This is a genomic window from Bacillus sp. FSL L8-0152, from assembly GCF_038006365.1.
Taxonomy (GTDB): Bacteria; Bacillota; Bacilli; order Bacillales; family Bacillaceae_G; genus Bacillus_A; species Bacillus_A cereus.
Window position 1 is genome coordinate 4,064,513 of record NZ_JBBOVB010000001.1, and the last position, 19,945, is coordinate 4,084,457.

A 19,945-nucleotide genomic window follows, 5' to 3' on the forward strand; every position below is an offset into this window, starting at 1 on the left:
TCTGTATACGTTTCCTTCCAACTTCTAAAAAACGGGGTACATCACCCCGTTTTTTTACAACCACAACCTCCGCCAGTACCACAACCTCCACCACAGCCACCAGCATCAAAGAATGGATTCCCTGTTGGCACTTTAATGGAAGAAGACACTTCCGAACCGATTGCTACACTAACTTCATCTAATAACTTCTGCAAAGCAGTTTCTGCTCTTTTAAAAGCTGCAACCTTATCATGTAAGTCCACAGAACGCTTTAATTCTCTCATTTTCATCGATACGGTAGTGTAGTCAGGATGGTATTTTCCAAAACGCTGTACTTCCTCATACCGTTCTTTCATCGCTGTAAATTGCTGAATTAACGTCTGAAGTTCCATATCTTCATGTAATTCTCTATAATACTTACGATAATCTTCTGCTATATCTGAACAGATAATCGCTTTTGCAAGCTGCTCTGCCTTATCTAATATTAATACGCTTTCTAGCGTCGCTACAATCATGAGAGACACCTCCGAGTATCCATCATACCACATTTAGATTAGAACTACTAATTGAAGTGACTTACTCAAAAGAAAGATATAATGAAACTATTTTCACACTATATCCGTACACACTTATACAGTAATATGTTCCGCTATATTATATTTAAGAACATCCCATTTCCCACTATTTTGTTTCACATAACTAATACACGCATTTTTTAATGGTGTCTTAAATGTAATTTCATCTGGTTCAATGGCATGTAAAATTGCTTTTATCGCGTGTGAGTGAGCAACAATAATAATACGTTTGCCAAAATGAGTTGTTGCAACATCTTCTAAAGCAGCAAAGCAACGAGCTACAATCTCTTCATCTTGCTCCATACCTTCTACTTTACCCTCAGCAATCAACTCTCTAACAGTCGCAACTGGCTTCCCTGAAGCTTCTCCAAAATTCCGTTCAACAAATCGATCATCTAATAAAATCGATTGTAATCCAGCCGCCTTTGCGATTTCATTAGCCGTTTCTTGCGCTCTAATTAACGGGCTACTTATAATGATATCCCACGTTTCTTCTTGTAAAGCAGCTGCACTTTGACTCGCTTGCTTCTTACCAACTTCATTAAGCGGAATATCTTCTCGCCCCTGAATAATTTCTTGAAAATTCCAATCAGTTTGTCCATGTCGTACTAAACAAATTTCCGTCATGCTGCAACTCCTTTTTAAATAATCAATCTCTATTGTAACAAAAGTTCTGCATGACGGACATATTTTTCACTTGTAATTAGGTTGCATTTTGTTGCTTCATATACTGAAACATATCAATCATGATCGAAGCAACAGCCAATTGATTTTGAAATTTTTCCACTTTATCTGGTATTGTTTTTTTGAAATGTTGCATCGCCGCTAACTCAAAAGCCTCTTTTTCTTCAGGATTTCGTGTTAATTTTCTATACCAGTACGGTTGCTCTCTAATATAGCGAGATAAATCCTCATCAGCCTTTATAAACTCCATAATTTCTGCTCTCATCATCTTTCCCCCTAATCCTTTTGAAAGAAAAACGGGTTATTTTCTGAAGTACTTTGTTCTTGCTGCGTACGGTTACCTTGAAATTGCTGAATAACTTGTTGCACGCTCCCAATAGCACTCGTCACATTAGCTAAATGGTTCTGCATTTGTTCCACGTCCAACTTTTTAAAAAAAGAAAGCATTTGCCCCATCACATCAGCAGTTTTTTCCTCTTCAGTTCGATTATCTTTTTCTTTTTTATTTTCTTTTACCGAAGAAAACGCAGGCACTCCATCCGGTCTATAAGTTGCCCATATTGGATCTTCTTCACCAAGTAAGTACCATTCTTCATAAAATTGTTGCCAAGTTTTGTGACCACTTCTAACCTCATGAACCATTTTAGGGTGATGGTTTACAAATTCTTTAAACTGTTGAACCGATGGATGTAACGGCCCTTTTGTTGTTGGCATAATCCTCACCTCTCCATGTATATCTACTATATAGTAAGAAAAAAAAGGCGCATGGTTCGCCTATTTTTAGACGATTCATGCACCTTTTTTTCTGCTATTTGCATACGGTCAGATTCCCACCTACAATTCAGTGAATACGAAGTAACTAATTAGGTGATGTAACACCCCACCGCTTACAGTTTCGCTTTATTTTCGAATAAAGTTTTGTGTATAAAATTTATCGTATACACCAACACCTAATCCTGTAAATTGTTCATTTAATAAATTCTTTCTATGCCCCTCACTATTTAACCAACCTTGCACTGCCGCAATTCCATCACTATGTTGCGCCGCTATGTTCTCACCAGCAAGTTGAAATCCTACTTTCCCGCGCTGCAAACGATCTCCTAGCGTACCTAATGTAGGTGAGTCATGAGAAAAATAATTATTGTCTTTCATATCTTTACTGTGACCAACAGCAACATCTGCCGTTTCCTGATCCCATGTTAATAATGGTAATTTATGACGACTTCGAATGATATTTGTTAAATCAAAAATTTGTTGCATATTCCCATTTTCTACTTGTTTTATCTTTTCTGGAGTCAATGGTTGTTCTGCTATTAATTCACCTGAATAAACGAGCTGATATGGTCTTTGGCGTAATAAAGTTTCATCATCCATATAACGAACACCCACAAGCTCATGTGTAAATTGATCAAAATACAATTGCGCCCATCCATCTTCTACAGGTATTAACGGTTGTTCCATGACTTCGGTATCAGATAGTTCAAATTGATAACTATTTTTCCCTCTTTTTAATGAAATTTCATGCGAAAGCGGACTTTTTTTATATACTTCTTCATATTTTTCATTTATATAATAAGGTGGAACCTTAACTTGTTCACCAGCAGCGTACGCCGTTATAACTTTACGTTCAGAAACTCCGAATTGAACATACTGAGTTAAATCCTGATTGTATACCCACCATTCATATCCGTATGCAGATGGCTCTATTCGAGAGGGTTCTCCCCACTTCGCTAATAAATTTTCAGAGTCTTCACCAATCATATTTAAAACAGTGTCTGAGGAGTCTTCCTTAATTTGCTTTTTCTTTTTCACAATTTTATTTTCTTGCTTTGATTGAGATGGGGTTAATATATATTGTGAAACGAGTAATTTCCCGTATAAATCAACAGCTAAAATTAAAATTGTAATCATTACGATACGCAATAATTTCTTCAAACGATATACCTCCTGAACAAAACATAAAATTGAGATATACACAAATCCTTTTCTTTCTTTTTGTGTGTACCGTACTCTTTTCACTATATCATATTTTTGTGAAAAAAGTCTGGATTATCCCTTTTCTCTCAATATGAATTGCACTTTCTTATTATTCATACTATTATAAAAATAATGGTGTAACATAAAAAAAGGAGGTATTATATGCAATTTACAAATACGAAATTTAATGGAGCCGTCGTTGAATTAACTCTTTTAACTGAAATCATGGAAAACAACCACTTCGTACTTGCTGGACAGTGGGATTATGAACGGGTTACATACGATTATAAATTTGAAATATTAAAGGATGTTTATTATTTGCGAGTGCAAGGCGTCGCTGTTGAAGGTGACATTGGCAGTAGACACGCTGAAGTAAAACTACTCCCTCCCTTATTAGGAAAACATTATTATCCTCACGGCGTTGAATATGGCGATGATGAGACTTTCCCAACGAATGTACTTCAAAAAAGTGAACAACTCCTACAAAATGTCGAAAAAGAGTTAAAAGAACTTCAAATTATTGATTAACAAAAACAAGCGCATCAATATGATGCGCTTGTTTTTTCCCTCCCTAAGAATGAATCGTTTTTTTTACTGGATATCCATAAATAGATCCATCTTTTACTTTAATCTCATCTTCCCAAGGAACCTTATATTTACCTTCAGCTAAATCTTTTACAAACGTATATGGATTTTCTTTCACCCCACCAGGAGTTGCTACATATCCTCTTGAACCTAGATTATATATATTATTTTCTAATCCCCATCCTAATCTAGCCTGGTCTGCTAGTTCTGGATATACTTCAGCAGTAACAATCTCCCAAGGATTTCGATGCCCCTGTACTAAAGTAGTCCCATCAAAATTACATACTTGTCCTTCACCAAAGTAATAAAATACACCATCATAACCCGCTAAGTTTACCGACAATGTATACATTAAATTCTGCCATGCATTTGAACGATTGGTTAGCATCCATTGTTCACTAACTTGTGTGCTATACCCAGAAATACGAATCAAGACATTTGCACCTTTATAGGCCGCTTCACGAGCTACTTCAGGGAACATGCCATCATGACAAATACAAACAGCTAATTTACTTCCTCCAGGTCCATCACAAACAGGTAAGCCTAAATCTCCAGCTTTCCAAGGCTCGACTGGCACCCAAGGATTTAGCTTACGATACTTCAAAATCATTTCACCTTGTGGATCAATAATAACTGCTGTATTATATGGCTCTCCACCATCAGGGTTTTTTTCCATTATTGAAAAAACACCATATACTTTAGATTCCTTACATGCCTCAGCAAATAAGTCTGTTTCTGGCCCAGGCACTGTACATAAAAATTCTTCTGTAGTCCATTTTTTTGTATTGAGCCCTTGTGTACTATATTCAGGAAATACTATCAATTCTAATCCAGGGTAACCTGATTTGGTCGAATGAATTGTTTTTATGATTTGTTGAATTTGTTTATCAATGTCTGCACGTGACTCTACTACTGGTACTGGATATTGAATTAGCGCTGTCAAAAAACCACTAATCGGCTTTACCATACTTCCACTACTACCCATTTAAATTCCCCCTTAAAATAGTTCGTGTTTATTAAAGATAACAATATATATTTGTAACTCTCTAAAAAACTTGCACTACATATGGAATTATTACACATGAAAGCTAGTAGTAAATTTTATATCCACTTTTAGTACACGCCTACACTAACTTAACATAAATAATTAGAAAATTCAATCTTTAATAAGAAGCTAAAACTAAGTAAAAAAAGTGTATGGAATCCCATACACCTTTTTTACTTAGTTTGTAAATACGGCGGCAATTGTTGCAACTGCTCCTTATCCTTTTCACGTTCTCTACGTGCCCATCTAAAGAATACATAGCCTATAATTGTACCGTACACTATTTCCTGGACAATTTTCATTATGATACCACCAGTTTGCTGGTCTTGTACTACTGGCATCCAGTGCAAAAATTCCGGTCCCGTTATATTTAAATCTGATAAAGTGCCCGCTGGTACACATAGTTCCATCGCTTTCATCCAAGCAGCCGGATCCGTATACGTTGCAAATAACGGGGCTGTCGCAAAAATTATTAACGCACAAGCTGGCGTTAATAATATACCATTAGCAAACATGTAACCAAGTTTCTTTATATCACTTAACGTTTGATATTCTGGTAATGGATTTAACATCGGCCACCACATCATGATTGCTGTAAAAAACAATATAGCGAGACAAATAGGATGAGCAATTTGACTTTGTTTTACCGTATCAAAAACAACTGGTAAATGATAAAAAGAAAACAGGCCGTTAAATACAAACAACGCAATAAGTGGTTTAGCAAATACCTTTAATATAATTTGAACGAACTTAAAAGAAGTAATGTAACGATATAACCAAGTTGGTATACCAAGCAACAGTAACGGTGGAACTGCAATATACATGACTGCCATTTCAAACATATGAGCACTAAATATAATATGGCCAATTAAATCAATAGGCCCTCCCTTTACAAAATACAAAAGAACAATACCAGTCGTAAAATAAAAAATTTGCTTCTTACTTACCTTCGTCGCATTTTCAAATCGCATTCTATAAGGTCCAATAATTAAGAAGTACCCAATAAGAATCGAAAGCATAAATAATAAAAAAATTGGACTCCATAAAGCCTGAAAACCAAATATCCACAAGTTACTCATTTTCACACCTACCTTCGTAAGGTTATCCCATAATATGAAGAGGGAGCTGTGACAACACAAGCTCCCTTATATTTCACTTTTCAAATCCACACAATTGTCATAAAAGCTAAAATTGTAATTAACCCTATTAGCAGGCCAGAGTAAAGAAAGAAACTTGCTGCTTCATGTCCTTTATGACTCATATGCATAAAATAATACAATTGAAAAATTACTTGTACCACTGCTAATAGTAAAATAAATGGCACAGAGAAAGTCGGACTAAAAGTTTTTGGATACGCCACTGCTACAAATGCAACTAATGTTAAAAAAATCATTAATGCAAACGTAATAACTTGATGCTTCATTTCCTCCGCACTTTTTCTCTTCCGATAAACAAGATCAACTTTAGGATTATTTGTTTGCTTTATCGCCATTGTTTATCCCACCATTCCCATTAAATATACTACAGTGAAAATAAACACCCAAACTACGTCAATAAAGTGCCAATAAATTGATGCAACATAAAACTTCGGTGCATTGTATAAATTTAGACCTCTCTTCGCATTTCTAAAGATTAATGTTAAAATCCAACACAACCCAAACAATACGTGGAGTCCATGTGTACCAACAAGAGCATAAAATGCAGAGCCAAACGCACTACTTCTCATAGTATGCTTAAATTCATGTGTATAATGATAAAACTCATATATCTCAAACCCTAAAAATCCTAAACCTAGCAATACAGTTACTAGTAACCAAAGTTGCATTTTCTTAAAGTTAAAGTTTTTCATGTGATACATCGCATATACACTTGTTAAGCTACTCGTTAATAAAAGCATCGTCATAATGAAAACGAGTGGCATTTGGAACATTTCTTGAGATGTTGGTCCACCATTTGTAGAATTCTTTAATGCTAAATATGTTCCGAATAAGGAAGCGAACAACACTGTTTCGCCTCCAAGAAATAACCAAAAACCGACAAACTTATTTTTCCCTTCAAGGGTTGCTTTTTCAGGCTCTGCTGGAAATGTTTCATTCGTTAATTTTTCATCTACATGCATTATGCCTTGCCCCCCTTATCATCTAAATCTTCCTTATGAATATGGTATCCATGATCATCGATTACTGAACGTAGGAACATTGCGCCAAATGTAATGATTAAACCAATAATTGCTACTAATAACCAGAACTTATCTTTTCCGCCCTGCATATACATTGCACCAAATGCCGCTATAAACAATCCGAAAGAAATGACAAATGGTGAAAACGAAGGATTTGGCATATGAATATCACCAATTGGTTCCGCTGCTGTCATCTCTTTATTACCTTCACGTTTTTCAATCCAAAACGGATCTAATCCGCGAACAAATGGTAGTTGTTTAAAGTTATATTCTGGTGTCGGTGCTGGCATCGTCCATTCTAATGTACGTGCATCCCACGGATCACGACCAGCTTTTTCTTTTGATACTGTCGTTTTAATTACATTGAATAGAAGAACAATCGTCCCAAGAGCCATAAACACCGCTCCGATAGAACTAATCATATTCCCCATTTCCAACCCTTGCCCTTCAAGATATGTGTAGTAACGGCGCGGCATACCAATCAAGCCAAGGAAATGCTGAATAAAGAACGTTAAATGGAAACCGATAAAGAATAGCCAAAACGTTATCTTTCCTAATGTTTCATTTAATACTTTATTAAACATCAGTGGCCAATAATAATGAGCTCCTGCAAGTAAACCAAATACAACACCGCCAACGATTACATAATGAAAATGTGCTACTACGAAATAATTATCATGAAATTGATAATCAGCTGGTGCAGATGCTAGCATAACCCCTGTAACTCCACCCATGACGAATGATGGAATGAAAGCTACTGCCCACATCATCGGTGTCGTAAAACGAATATTTCCGCCCCACATTGTAAAGAGCCAGTTGAATATTTTGATACCAGTCGGAACCGCAATCGCCATTGTTGCAACTGAGAAAATAGCATTAGCAACTGGACCAAGTCCAACAGTAAACATATGATGCGCCCATACCATAAATCCTAAAAATCCAATTAATACAGTCGCAAACACCATCGATGAATAACCAAACAATCGTTTTTTCGAAAATGTCGCGAAGATTTCTGAGAATATTCCGAAAGCTGGGAGTATAAGAATGTATACTTCTGGATGACCGAAAATCCAGAATAAATGCTCCCATATAATTGTATTCCCACCCAATGCTGGATTAAAGAAACTTGTTCCAAATAAACGATCTAACATTAAAAGTCCTAATCCTACAGTTAACGGTGGAAAAGCGAATAATATAAGCGAAGATGTTACAAATGTCGTCCATGTAAACATCGGCATACGCATATACGTCATTCCTGGCGCACGCATATTAATAATGGTGACAAGGAAGTTAATCCCTCCAATTAATGTACCAATACCTGAGATTTGCAAACCGAGTACATAGAAATCAACACCATGACCTTTAGAGGCTAAAGCTAAAGATGCATAAGATGTCCATCCTGCATCAGGTGCTCCACCTAAAAACCAACTTAAATTTAAAAATACTCCACCAAAGAAAAATAACCAAAATCCGAGTGAATTCAAAAACGGGAACGCTACATCACGTGCACCAATTTGAAGTGGTACAGCGGCGTTCATAAATGCAAACACGAGTGGCATAGCTGCGAGGAAAATCATTGTTGTACCGTGCATCGTCAATACTTGATTATAAGCATCCCCAACAAGAAAAGCGTTGTTAGGAATCGCTAATTGAAGGCGAATAAATAGAGCTTCTATTCCGCCTATTACAAAAAACAATCCACCTGCAATTAAATAGAGAATGGCAATCTTTTTATGGTCTACTGTCGTTAAATAATCCCATATGACAGCACCCATCCCCTGTTTTTTTGCTACAGAACTCACGTTTTCAACCTCCCCTTCGCGAATAATCCCTCTTTACTTTTCAACTTTTAACGTTTGTAAGTATGCATTTAATGCATCAATTTGATCATCCGTTAAGTTGCCATATTTGCCAGTCATTTTGTTTCCTGGCTTCATATTTTCAGGATCTTTCAGCCATTTTTTTAAGTTTTCTTCATTGTTTTCGGCAATACCGGCAACCATATCGCGATCCGCAAAGTTTGCTAAGTTTGGTGCGATACGAGCGGAAGGTGGTCTACTATCATTAGATCCAACTGCGTGACAACCAATACAGCTTTTATTAAATATTTCTTGGCCCTCTTGCGCCTTTGTTGAAGCTACTTCTTTCTTCCCATCAATCTTCTTCATATCAGCAAGCCAATTTTTGTACTCGCTTTCATCTAAAGCTTTCACTTTAAATTGCATTAAAGAATGTGATGGGCCGCAAAATTCTGTACAAAAACCATTATAAGTGCCCGATTTATCTGCCTTTAACCACATTTTGTTCACATTGTCTGTATTTGTATCCATTTTCCCAGCTAAAGATGGAACCCAAAATGAGTGTTTAATATCGGCACCCTTCAAATTTAAATACACTTTCTTACCTGTGGGGATGACTAAATCTTGCGAAGTTACTATCTTTTCTGATTTATAAGAAAATTCCCACCAATAAAGATTCGCTGTTACATCAACAACGATAGTATCTTTATCAATATTCTTTTTCTCCATCGCACTTACATCAGCAAGTTTGAATGTATATGTAACCGTTGGAACAGCTAAGATTAGTAAAAGAATAATCGGAATAACTGTCCATATAATTTCTAGCTTGTGATTTCCTTCAACTTGCTCTGGAATATAATCTTCCTGACCTTTCTTTTGTCGGAAACGCACAATTACATACAAGAAAATAATAGTAACTACTAGTACTACTCCTACCATGATTGCACTTGCCAGTAGAAGTAAATCATATTGCATTTTTGCTACTTCTCCTTGCGGAATTAAAGTAGATTGAAAGGCTTTACCGCATCCCCCTAACAGTAAAGCCAGCAGTGAAACGAACGAAAGCAGTCGCCACTGTTTCTTCATACAAACAACCCCCACTTTCCTTGTGAATTAGATTGTACTTTATAGTTAAGTAAAGTAAATCTCAACGTAAAGAAATCCAATTATGTCGTTGTCTTAGAAGAATGTAACTACAATCATTGATACAAATAAGATTGTTAAATAATTTAGGGAATAAACAAACATTTGCACAGACCATTTTATGTCATCTTTCTTACGGAATCCATAAAATCCTAAAGCGATCCATCCGATGTTAAGCAGTGTTGCAATTACCATAAATGTTATCCCTAGTCCACTCATATAAAATGGTAGTGGTAATAAACATACTGTCCAAATCATAATTTGGCGTTTCGTAATTTCAAATCCATGAACTACAGGAAGCATTGGAATTCCTGCATTTCGATATTCATCAACACGTTTCATCGCTAATGCAAGGAAATGTGGGATTTGCCAAATAAACATAATTAAAAATAACATCCAAGCAATTGGATGACCTAAAGATGGATCGATTGCTGCCCATCCAATTAAAGGTGGAACTGCACCAGATATACTACCTACAACAGTATTTAGTGTATACTTTCTCTTTGTCCATAAACTATATAGAACAACATATGTGAAAGCACCAATAAATCCCATTAAGACTGCCATTGGTGTTGTTAATAATAAAAATACAAAACCAAGAAGTAATATGACTAGTCCAAATGTAAGTGCAAATCCTGGTTTATATTTTCCAGTAACCGTTGGACGGGTCTTTGTTCTTTCCATTAATGGATCGATGTCTCGATCAATGTAGTTGTTTAAGCAACATACCCCTGCCATAACTAATCCAGAACCAACGATTGTAAAGAATAACTTATCCAGATTGTCCATTACACTTAATCCATTAAAGTGTAATGCCAACCAAAATCCTGTAAATACAGTAAGTGTATTTGAGTTTACAATCCCCATTTTAACGAGTGCTTTTAAATCTTGTATCCGAGTTGTTTCCGGTACACTTGTAACAGCGGACTCATCATGCAGCTCACTTGTTGCATGGTTCATCACTCTAACCCCCTCTTAAAACTTTCATCTTTCTTTTTGCGCCTATTTCAAATGAAATAATTCGCTTCTATATAGCAATATTATTACAGTAGAAACATTGTTAACCCATTCTACTACTAATCTACGCCCATACTCCAATATATTAAATCATATTTCCCGAACATTTTGTGAAGAAAACATGAACTTTTTGTGTCGAATATAAAAAACTTCATTCTGACTTGTCCTTATCATAACATGATGTTACCTTCTATAATAAACTATTTTATCCTATTTAACACGTATTCTCCCCATTTCTTTTCAAAATAGCCTATTTTTCACCTAATTTTTTCCTTAGGAACCCTGTTTTTACACCTATTTTCTCCCACTTTCCTTTCCCCTCCATTTCTTTGCTATTTTATTATTTTTTATATATCATAGGAACTAGCGCGTTTTATTCTATACATAATGGAATGAAAATATTTCGCAATAACTTCATAGCAGAAAGATGGTGAAAGAGATTGCAACGCTTTATTAAATGGTTAGCAGTCATTACAAGCCTTGATTTATTAATAGTTTTATTAGGAGGCGCTTTAGTTACAAAAACAGGTTCTGGTCAAGGTTGTGGTAAATCATGGCCACTTTGTAACGGTGAATTTGTTCCATCTAATTTATCAATGGAAACTATTATTGAACTTAGCCACCGATTAACATCAGGATCAGCTGGAATTCTTGTCACTCTCCTTTGTATTTTGTCCTGGAAATATTATAAACATGTGCGTGAAACAAAAACGTTAGCAATTTTATCCTTCGTATTTTTAGTTGCACAAGCATTAATGGGAGCAGCAGCAGTTGTTTGGGGACAAATGCCAGCTGTACTTGCTATCCATTTCGGTATTTCCTTAATTTCATTTGCTTCTGTCATTTTATTAACGTGTCTTATCTTTGAAATTGACCAAAAATTTGATGCACGTTCTCTTATTATGGACAAAAAAATGAAATTTCATATTTATGGTGTAACAATTTACAGTTATATCGTCGTCTACACAGGTGCTTTAGTACGTCACGAAAGAGCTAGCTTAGCCTGTCCAGACTTTCCTTTATGTAGCAAAAACAGACCTATGCCAACTCAACTACATGAATGGGTTCAAATGGGCCATAGAGTTGCAGCAATGTTAATTTTCGCTTGGATACTTTACGCGATGATTCTCGCTATTCGTCATTACAAACAGCAACCTGTAGTATATTGGGGATGGATCATTTCATTTATCCTTGTTACACTTCAAGCTGTAGTAGGAATTTTAGTTGTATTTACAAACGCTAGTTTAGCAATGGCATTGTTACATTCTCTATTCATTTCTTGCTTGTTTGCCGTACTATGCTATTTAGTTATGTTAGGAACAAGAAGTAAAGTGAATGCAAAAGAAGCCGGATCAACTTCTAAACAAACAAAATAATTTAAAACTAAAATCCCTTGCCAATTCGGCAAGGGATTTTTTGCAATAAAGAAAAGAGCTGTATATTGAACTGCACCCCAATTGTTAGACACAGTCTAACAATTGGGGGTGCAGTTTTTCTATGGCTAAATTTACAGCTGATGAAAAAATACAAATCGTTCTACGTTATTTGAACGGAAATGAAAGTTATCGAGAAATAGGTAAATCGCTCGGTATAAGTGACACAATCATTTTGAATTGGGTAAACCAATATAAACAGAATGGTCTGGAAGCTTTTCTAAAACGATGTACAAATTACACACAACAATTTAAACTAGACGTACTAAACTTTATGATTGAAAACGGTATGTCCTTATTTGAGACGGCAGCTATCTTTAATATTCCTGCCCCTTCAACGATTTCTGTTTGGAAAAAACAGCTCGAAACACAAGGAATTGATATTGATGCCCTTCAATCTAAGAAAAAGGGGCGTCCATCCATGAAAAAAGATTCAAATAAACAATTAAAACAACCTTTAGCTGAAGGGTCAGTCGAAGCACTTGAAGCACGCATTAAACAGCTTGAGATGGAAAATGAGTACTTAAAAAAGTTAAATGCCTTAGTTCAAAACAAGGAAAAATCACAAAACAAGACAAAGCGCAAGTAGTCTACGAATTAAGGCATAAATATTCGGTCAAGGCACTCGTGGAGCTAGCTACTATTCCTCGAAGCACGTATTATGATTTAGTAAAGAAAATGAATCGTCCAGATCTAGATGCCGATTTGAAAGCTGAGATTAAAGCGATTTATGAGGAAAATGAAGGTCGTTATGGTTACCGTCGCATTCGTGATGAATTAACGAATCGTGGCCAGAAAGTGAACCACAAGAAGGTTCAGCGCATTATGAAAGAGCTTGGGTTAAAGTGTGTTGTGCGTATGAAGAAATATAAATCCTATAAAGGAAAAGTCGGTAGAATTGCACCTAATATTTTAGAGCGTAATTTTTATACAGATGCACCGAATCAAAAGTGGGTAACAGACATCACAGAGTTTAAATTGTTTGGAGAAAAACTGTATGTATCACCTGTATTAGATTTGTATAATGGTGAAATTATTACCTATACAATTGGTTCTAGACCGACGTATTCGCTTGTTTCAGACATGTTAGAGAAAGCATTGGAACGTTTACCTGAAACCCACCAGCTACTGATGCATTCGGATCAAGGATGGCATTATCAAATGAGACAGTACGTCCTTACACTTGAATCAAGAGCTATCGTTCAGAGTATGTCTCGAAAAGGCAACTGTTACGACAACGCAGTAATAGAAAATTTCTTTGGGATTATGAAGTCGGAGTTCCTCTACATAAAAGAATTTGAAAATGTAGAGCACTTTAAAATAGAATTAGAAAAATATATAGATTATTATAATACGAAACGGATTAAGGCAAAATTAAAAATGAGCCCAGTACAATACCGGACTCACTTTTATCAAGCTGCCTAATGAAATAACCGTGTCTAACTTTTAGGGGTCACTTCATATTTACACAGCTCTTTTTTTATTTTAGTGATCTAATTCAATAAGTAAATCACCCGTTTGAATTGCATCACCATCGTTAACATATACTTTTTTCACTTTACCATTGAACGGCGCTTGAACTGTCGTTTCCATTTTCATCGCTTCTGTAATTGCCATAGAATCGCCTTTTTTCACTTCATCGCCTTCTTTTACAACTACTTTAATTACCGTTCCTGGCATTGTTGCACTAATGTGATTTGGATTTTCACGGTTTCCTTTCACACGTTGTGCAACTGTTGCTTTCACACTCTCGTCTTTCACGACAATTTCACGTGGTTGACCATTAAATTCCAAGTAAAGGACACGATTTCCATCCGGCTGTGGTTCTCCAATTGATACAAGTTTAACCATCAATGTCTTACCTTGTTCAATTTCCACATCAATTTCTTCACCTAGTCTCATACCATAGAAGAATGTCGGTGTATCAAGTACAGATACATTTCCATAAAGCTCAGCAACTTTTTCATAGTCCATAAATACTTTTGGATATAATGCATATGCAACTACATCAAAAATTGTTACTTCGCGTCCAAGTTTATGGAATAATTCTTCTTTTAACGCGTCGAAATCTACTGGCTCTAGTAGTTCACCTGGTCTTACTGTTAACGGCTCTTTCCCTTTTAAAATAATCTTTTGCAATTCTTTCGGGAAACCACCGTACGGTTGACCTAAATCACCAGAGAACATTTCAACAACAGATCCAGGGAAGTCCAAAGCATGTCCACGCTCTAAAACATCTTGTTCTGTCAGGTGGTTTTGAACCATAAATAACGCCATATCGCCAACAACTTTTGATGATGGTGTTACTTTTACAATATCTCCAAACATGTCATTCACACGACGGTACATTACTTTCACTTCATCAAAGCGATCTCCTAAACCAACCGCCTTCGCTTGTTGCTGAAGATTACTATACTGTCCACCTGGCATTTCATGCATATATACCTCTGTGTGAGGTGCATTCATACCACTTTCAAACGGTGCATAGTATTTGCGTACATCTTCCCAATAATGAGATAGCTTTTCTAAAGAATCGATATTAACATCTGGTTGTCTTTCATTTCCACCTAGTGCATAGAATAATGTGTTCGCACTCGGTTGTGACGTTTGACCAGCCATAGAACTCACTGCTACATCGACAATATCAACACCTGCTTCAATTGCCTTCGTATACGTTAATATACCATTTCCACTCGTATCGTGCGTATGCAGGTGAATCGGAATCGATACCGTCTCTTTTAATGCTGAAACTAAATCATATGCTGCGTTTGGTTTTAGTAAGCCAGCCATATCTTTAATACCTAAAATGTGAGCTCCCGATGCTTCCAACTCTTTTGCTAAGTTTTTATAATAATTCAAATCATATTTACTACGTAATGGATCATGAATATCTCCTGTGTAGCACATTGTTGCTTCTGCAATTTTACCAGTATCTCGTACAGCATCAATTGCAACTCTCATACCTTCTACCCAGTTTAAACTATCAAAAATACGGAACACATCAATGCCTGCTTGAGCAGAACACTCCACAAATTTTTGAATTAAATTATCTGGATAGTTTTTGTAGCCAACTGCGTTTGACGAACGTAGTAACATTTGGAATAAAACGTTCGGCATTTTTTCACGAAGATCTAGTAATCGTTCCCATGGATCTTCTTTTAAGAAACGATACGCGACATCAAACGTTGCACCTCCCCACATTTCAGCTGAGAATAGGTTTGGTAACATTCTCGCTGTTGGCTCTGCAATTTGATGTAAATCTTTTGTACGAATACGAGTTGCAAGTAATGACTGATGTGCATCACGGAATGTTGTATCCGTTAAAAGTACACGGTTTTGATCCTGTACCCATTTTACTAATCCATCTGCTCCACGCTCGTCCAAAATTTGTTTCGTTCCATTTTGGATTGGCTCTGAATGTTTTAAACATGGAATACGAGCATCTGGGAATATTGGCTTTTCTTTTTTCCCTACTCCTGGGAAGCCATTTACTGTTACTGAACCAATATAATTTAACATTTTCGTTCCGCGGTCTTTACGTTTTGGGAACAAGAATAGTTCAGGTGACACATCAATAAACGAAGTATCATATTCTCCTGATAAGAAGTTTTTATGTTTTACTACATTCTCTAGGAATGGAATATTTGTTTTAATACCACGAATACGGAATTCTTTTAAGTTACGTTCCATTTTTGCAGCAGCTTGCTCAAAAGTAAGTGCCCAAGTTGTAACTTTTACAAGTAAAGAATCGTAGTATGGTGTAATAACTGCACCTTGGAAGCTATTTCCTGTATCAAGACGCACACCAAAACCACCGCCTGATCGATACGCCATAATTTTTCCTGTATCCGGCATAAAATTATTTAGTGGGTCTTCAGTTGTTACCCGAGATTGGATTGCAAATCCGTGTACAACCACTTCCTCTTGCTTCGGAACACCTACTATTTTACTATGTAATGCATGTCCATCAGCTATTAAAATTTGTGATTGAACGATATCCACTCCTGTGATCATCTCTGTAATCGTATGTTCTACTTGAACACGTGGATTTACTTCAATAAAGTAAAACTCATCATCTTTTACAAGGAATTCTACTGTCCCTGCATTTAAATAGTTTACATTTTTCGTTAACTTCACAGCAGCATCACAAATACGCTGACGCAGATCATCTGAAAGTGATACACTCGGTGCTATTTCTACAACTTTTTGATGGCGACGTTGTACAGAACAGTCACGCTCGTATAAATGAACAACATTGCCTTCTTCATCTGCTAAAATTTGTACTTCTATATGTTTAGGTTTTTCAACGAATTTTTCGACGTAAACTTCATCATTACCAAAGGCTGCTTTCGCTTCTGATTTTGCTCGATTATATGATTCTCCTAATTCCTCACTAGTACGCACAATACGCATACCACGACCGCCACCACCAAGGGACGCTTTAATAATAATCGGGTAATCATACTTTTCAGCAAATTTTTCGACTTCTTCTAATGAATCTACTGGACCATCACTACCAGGTATAACTGGAATTTGTGCTAGCTGCGCTTGTGTTCTTGCTTTCACTTTATCTCCAAACATATCTAAATGCTTACTTTTCGGACCGATAAAGATAATTCCTTCTTCTTCGCAACGTTTCGCGAATTGAATATTTTCTGACAAGAAACCATATCCAGGGTGGATTGCATCTACATGATTACTTTTTGCAATCTCAATAATGCCTTCAATATCTAGATAAGCATCAATTGGTTTTTTTCCTTCCCCAACTAAATAGGACTCATCGGCTTTATAGCGATGATAAGAACCACTATCCTCTTTCGAATAGATTGCAACTGTTTTTAATCCAAGTTCCGAACAAGCTCGAAACACACGAATTGCAATCTCTCCACGGTTAGCTACCAATACTTTTTGAATACGTTGCAGCTTTGTCATGATTTTCCCCCTCTACTTTCCTACCACTCTAGAGATAAAATATATACACACTTTAAAAAGCGTGAAGTTCTTCACTTTCCACATTATATTATACTTAGAAAGCTTCACTTTATTTTTATCCATCATACCTTATTTTTTAACAAATGATAAGTTTTCTGTGCAATTTGTTTCACAAAAATAGTATAGCATACCTCTTCCTTTTCTAACAACTTAATTGTATATCACATTTAAACAAATGTGATATATCTTTTAACTGAAAGAGAAATTAATACATCATATTTAAAACTACTTGAAAATAAAAAACACATCCTGCTCTAAAGCACGATGTGTTTTTTATTTTACAACTACAAGATGTGGTCCATTTTGTTCTCTTTCTTTCATTAGACCATTCTGTTGTTTCTCTTGTCGTTTCACGTGACTAGCAATATTGAGTAGTATTCCCATTGCAAGTAGATTAGCTAATAAAGAACTTCCGCCGTAACTAACAAACGGTAATGGTACCCCTGTTAGCGGTATTACTCCAGACATACCACCGACATTGATAAACGTTTGAACTCCAAACAAGCTTGCAATTCCGATAGCTATTAAACTTCCAAATGGATCTGTACACTTTTGTGCAACTCTAAATGACCGAATAATAATAAGTAATAAACAGATTAAAATGATAGCTACACCTATAAAACCAAGTTCTTCAGATATAATTGCCATTATAAAATCCGTTTGCGGTTCTGGTAAATAACCATATTTTTGTACACTATTCCCTAAACCTCTACCATTAAGTCCTCCAGAAGCAATTCCAATAAATGAATTCACTAATTGAAATCCATCCTTTTGAGGATCATTAAACGGATCAAGGAAAACAGAAAAACGTGCCTTTTGATATGGATTTAATGCATAATTACCAAGAAGATATAGTGCCGGAATCCATACTATAGAAGTTAAAGCAATTCGTTTAATCCATAAGTTAACCTGTACTCCCGAACAAAGAAACATAATTCCTACTGTTCCTGCAATTAACAAATCAGTACCTAAATCATTTTGCTTTAATATTAAAAACATGATTATACCAACACCAATAAGTACTGGACCTGACCCTTTGGAAACAGGTGTATTCGTTTCTTGTCTTTTGGCAAAGAAATGAGCTAAGACAAGAATAACTGTTATCTTAACAAATTCTGCAGGCTGTATTCCAAATATCCAGCCGTTTGCACCGTTTACTTTCTTAGTGAAAAAGGCAGCTGCAGCTAATAAGGCAACACTAGCACCGTAACTCCCCAACAAAAAAATTCGTTTTCTCCAAACTTTATATGGGATAGTAGCAATAATTATTAATACTATTGTCCCAACAACTAAAGTAATTAATTGTCTTTTAAAAAAGAAATTTGCTGGTTTATCAAATCTCGAAATCGCAACAATGGAACTAGAACTATATACCATTATTACTCCCAGCACACATAAGATAACAAGAGGAAGTAACAATGAATAATCCATTGATTTCCATACTTTTTTCATTTCATTTCCTCTTTCTGTTTCAATTTAATTATTGTTGTATTCCATATGTACATTGATTCTTCCTGCTTTATTATACAAATAAAAAGCCCAAACTAATTTAGTTTGAGCCCCCTTATTTGAACCCGTTATTGTTGTTTGTTTGTAAACGCTTCATGAAGTGCAGATAACTCACGTTCGAGCTCACCTAACATTGCTTTCCCTTGTTCTTCTGCAATAAGACCAAGGCGAACTGCAAAATCGACCTCGCGGGATAGTCCAAACATTTGTGTGTCTAACACTTCTTCATATAATGGACATTGCGGCATTGTAAGATGGTCCATTTGCACCTTAATAAGTCTTAAAATCTTCTCTGCATCCGCTTGTAGAAGGGCTAGTGCCTTTTCCTGATGATTTGCTACTGTCTCAGACGCCAAATTGATTCCCTCCGTTTCCGTCCTACTCTCCTCTATCCTATCTATTAATATTAGCGATAGTTTTAATAAATTGCAATAGAAACATTTTTTGTGACAACAGTGTCTAATGCTATTATACTGAAAAGTGGGAGTATAACACAAATGGGGGAACAACAATGAGCGAAATTTTATTTATTAACGGAAAAGTACGTTTTCCAATCACTATTGATCCAACTGTTTGGATCTTTGATGATCGAAAAGTAGATTTGACAACTTACTTTGATGAAACTAGAGAAAACACGTCTGAACTAGAAACTTATTTAAAAAACACTTCAGAACATTGGGATCGTGAAATTCGTGATGGTGCTGCCTTCCCGCCGATACAACAAAGTGTAAAGAAATATAAAAAAGAACAGCTAATTACTGGAACATTTGGTATACCATTTCATCCATTCCTTGCTAACGCTGAAATTTTAGAGGACGCTACGCAAGTTGAAATTGAAACTGTAGATCATACAATGACACTTCCATTAGAAACTGTCAAAAATGCTATACTAGGTTTTTCAAAAGAAGGAAAGCCATTAAAAGAAGACGGACCTGTTCATCTCTATTTCAATGATGGATCTAATCGACAAAATCCAATCCGGAACATCCGTAAATTTACAATTATTTAAAGAAAAGGAGTGAGCTTAA

Annotated in this window: 19 protein-coding genes; 4 read left to right on the forward strand and 15 right to left on the reverse strand. The window is 35.9% G+C overall.

What is annotated here, in order from left to right; all coding sequences use genetic code 11:
- Positions 1-41 precede the first annotated feature (41 nt).
- The 5 genes from MHH27_RS20265 to MHH27_RS20285 form a co-directional block, all read right to left on the reverse strand.
- Positions 42-494 carry a YlbF family regulator gene (locus MHH27_RS20265; protein WP_000634366.1) on the reverse strand — a complete coding sequence of 151 codons (453 nt, stop codon included), beginning with the start codon at positions 492-494 and terminating at the stop codon, positions 42-44.
- Between the two features lie 114 nt (positions 495-608).
- The gene (locus MHH27_RS20270; RefSeq protein ID WP_053563739.1) at positions 609-1,181 is read right to left on the reverse strand and encodes a histidine phosphatase family protein; all 573 of its coding nucleotides are present in this window, start codon (positions 1,179-1,181) and stop codon (positions 609-611) included.
- Between the two features lie 76 nt (positions 1,182-1,257).
- Positions 1,258-1,503, reverse strand: coding sequence for a YlbE-like family protein (locus MHH27_RS20275; protein WP_001200990.1), 246 nt, complete (start codon positions 1,501-1,503; stop codon positions 1,258-1,260).
- Positions 1,504-1,514: 11 nt separating this feature from the next.
- Positions 1,515-1,952, reverse strand: a complete 438-nt coding sequence (locus MHH27_RS20280; protein ID WP_097924706.1) for a YlbD family protein — start codon at positions 1,950-1,952, stop codon at positions 1,515-1,517.
- A gap of 186 nt (positions 1,953-2,138) precedes the next feature.
- On the reverse strand, positions 2,139-3,173 hold the full coding sequence (locus tag MHH27_RS20285; RefSeq protein WP_000735387.1) for a CAP domain-containing protein: 1,035 nt from the start codon (positions 3,171-3,173) through the stop codon (positions 2,139-2,141).
- A 204-nt stretch (positions 3,174-3,377) separates the two neighbouring features.
- On the opposite strand from MHH27_RS20285, the gene MHH27_RS20290 reads away from it, so the two are divergent.
- Complete coding sequence (locus MHH27_RS20290) at positions 3,378-3,743, forward strand: YugN family protein (protein WP_001160948.1); 366 nt, start codon at positions 3,378-3,380, stop codon at positions 3,741-3,743.
- Between the two features lie 43 nt (positions 3,744-3,786).
- Here MHH27_RS20290 and MHH27_RS20295 read toward each other — a convergent pair whose 3' ends face one another.
- From MHH27_RS20295 to ctaB, 7 genes are all read right to left on the reverse strand, one after another.
- A complete protein-coding gene (locus MHH27_RS20295) occupies positions 3,787-4,785 on the reverse strand; it encodes a formamidase (RefSeq protein ID WP_000535802.1) in 999 nt (332 codons plus the stop codon).
- 233 nt (positions 4,786-5,018) lie between these two features.
- Positions 5,019-5,924, reverse strand: a complete 906-nt coding sequence (gene ctaG, locus MHH27_RS20300) for a cytochrome c oxidase assembly factor CtaG (protein ID WP_000069031.1) — start codon at positions 5,922-5,924, stop codon at positions 5,019-5,021.
- A gap of 80 nt (positions 5,925-6,004) precedes the next feature.
- Positions 6,005-6,337 (reverse strand): cytochrome c oxidase subunit IVB, encoded by a 333-nt coding sequence (ctaF, locus tag MHH27_RS20305; protein ID WP_000985703.1) that lies wholly within the window; start codon positions 6,335-6,337, stop codon positions 6,005-6,007.
- Positions 6,338-6,340: 3 nt separating this feature from the next.
- Entirely contained in the window at positions 6,341-6,964 is a 624-nt protein-coding gene (gene ctaE / locus MHH27_RS20310; protein ID WP_000557861.1) for a cytochrome c oxidase subunit III, read from the reverse strand.
- Positions 6,964-8,799, reverse strand: coding sequence for a cytochrome c oxidase subunit I (ctaD, locus tag MHH27_RS20315; protein ID WP_170924972.1), 1,836 nt, complete (start codon positions 8,797-8,799; stop codon positions 6,964-6,966). Before ctaD ends, ctaE begins: the two co-directional genes overlap by 1 nt.
- 60 nt (positions 8,800-8,859) lie before the next feature.
- A complete protein-coding gene (coxB, locus tag MHH27_RS20320) occupies positions 8,860-9,909 on the reverse strand; it encodes a cytochrome c oxidase subunit II (protein ID WP_000745273.1) in 1,050 nt (349 codons plus the stop codon).
- Between the two features lie 93 nt (positions 9,910-10,002).
- Positions 10,003-10,926: a protoheme IX farnesyltransferase gene (ctaB, locus tag MHH27_RS20325; protein ID WP_001015053.1), complete on the reverse strand. Its 924-nt coding sequence runs from the start codon at positions 10,924-10,926 to the stop codon at positions 10,003-10,005.
- A 497-nt stretch (positions 10,927-11,423) separates the two neighbouring features.
- Between ctaB and ctaA the strand changes: the two genes are divergently transcribed.
- A complete protein-coding gene (ctaA, locus tag MHH27_RS20330) occupies positions 11,424-12,359 on the forward strand; it encodes a heme A synthase (RefSeq protein WP_001188740.1) in 936 nt (311 codons plus the stop codon).
- A 121-nt stretch (positions 12,360-12,480) separates the two neighbouring features.
- Positions 12,481-13,841 (forward strand): IS3 family transposase gene (locus tag MHH27_RS20335; protein WP_340942218.1). Its coding sequence is split into 2 segments (ribosomal slippage): positions 12,481-12,940 and positions 12,940-13,841, totalling 1,362 coding nucleotides; the frame shifts between segments, so codons are not numbered across the junction.
- 60 nt (positions 13,842-13,901) lie between these two features.
- On the opposite strand, the gene pyc is transcribed toward MHH27_RS20335, so the two are convergent.
- The 3 genes from pyc to MHH27_RS20350 all read right to left on the reverse strand — a co-directional run bounded on the left by pyc (position 13,902) and on the right by MHH27_RS20350 (position 19,273).
- Complete coding sequence (pyc, locus tag MHH27_RS20340) at positions 13,902-17,348, reverse strand: pyruvate carboxylase (protein ID WP_000164055.1); 3,447 nt, start codon at positions 17,346-17,348, stop codon at positions 13,902-13,904.
- Positions 17,349-17,681: 333 nt separating this feature from the next.
- Positions 17,682-18,860: an FtsW/RodA/SpoVE family cell cycle protein gene (locus MHH27_RS20345; RefSeq protein ID WP_016512362.1), complete on the reverse strand. Its 1,179-nt coding sequence runs from the start codon at positions 18,858-18,860 to the stop codon at positions 17,682-17,684.
- A gap of 125 nt (positions 18,861-18,985) precedes the next feature.
- Positions 18,986-19,273 (reverse strand): YlaN family protein, encoded by a 288-nt coding sequence (locus MHH27_RS20350; RefSeq protein WP_000135694.1) that lies wholly within the window; start codon positions 19,271-19,273, stop codon positions 18,986-18,988.
- A gap of 155 nt (positions 19,274-19,428) precedes the next feature.
- Here MHH27_RS20350 and MHH27_RS20355 point away from each other — a divergent pair, with 155 nt between their 5' ends.
- On the forward strand, positions 19,429-19,926 hold the full coding sequence (locus MHH27_RS20355; protein WP_001289810.1) for a hypothetical protein: 498 nt from the start codon (positions 19,429-19,431) through the stop codon (positions 19,924-19,926).
- The last annotated feature ends 19 nt before the right edge of the window (positions 19,927-19,945 follow it).